An 831-nucleotide genomic window follows, 5' to 3' on the forward strand; every position below is an offset into this window, starting at 1 on the left:
TCTTTGTCGATAGCGTTAGGGGCTCGGCGGTGCTGTCGCGCAAGGGCTTGAGCGGGCGTTCGCTAGCGGCCACGCAGTTGCCGTCAAGGTACAGGATGCGATACCCAGGCAGGCGCTCGGCGCGGGTGCCGCCGAGTGCGTCAATGATCTCCGCGGCATCGCCGGCGATCAGGCGTACCAGCCCTTAGGAGGTCGACAATTCGATGCCTTGCAGCTTGCCATAGACCGCGACCACCGAGGCGGCAATGCTCGACTCCCGGTAGGCGGCATGCACGTTGGCCTGCACCCGACAGACGATCTGCAGCATCAGCCCGACTAGCGAGGAGAACAGGATCTGGCGCGTGTACTGCTCCTCGCGCGTCGACTCGAACCAGCGGTCGATCCGCTCGGCGTTGAGCAGGAGCTCGAGCAGTCCGCGCACCATCACGCTGGCAGGGGCGCGCTCGGCAAAGCGTTGCTGGACTCCGTCAAACATCCGGGCATCAGCTCCAGGGTTTCCAGAATATAACTATATATTTCAATATTTTGACGTCACCTTAAAAGGGCTGGTAGCCAAGATGACCAGCGCTTACGCAATCCGCCTCTATGAGCTGCTGATCCAGTGACGGGGGACCGGCGAGACCGAAGCTCTCTCAGCACCACCGAGAACCCCACCCCGAAGCTCAGCCTACCCAAAGCCTACGTCGAGCAGCACAAAGGCGCAGACGAGGGCCTGGCTCAGGCCTATCATCGGCTGCTGTTCGAGATTCGCACCGGTCAGAGAAAGCCTCCTTCTAGTACTTCTTAAGCTGAAGACGGCTAGTAGGGAGTTCTCAGCCTGCGGAGAGGTTG

1 protein-coding gene is annotated in these 831 nt (G+C 60.9%); it reads right to left on the bottom strand.

All coding sequences use genetic code 11. From position 1 onward, the window contains the following. Positions 1-184: 184 nt before the first annotated feature. A complete protein-coding gene (locus VBE63_RS30615) occupies positions 185-475 on the bottom strand; it encodes a hypothetical protein (RefSeq protein ID WP_323686719.1) in 291 nt (96 codons plus the stop codon). Positions 476-831 lie beyond the last annotated feature (356 nt).

The organism is Lamprobacter sp. (assembly GCF_034860625.1).
Classification (GTDB): domain Bacteria; phylum Pseudomonadota; class Gammaproteobacteria; order Chromatiales; family Chromatiaceae; genus Lamprobacter.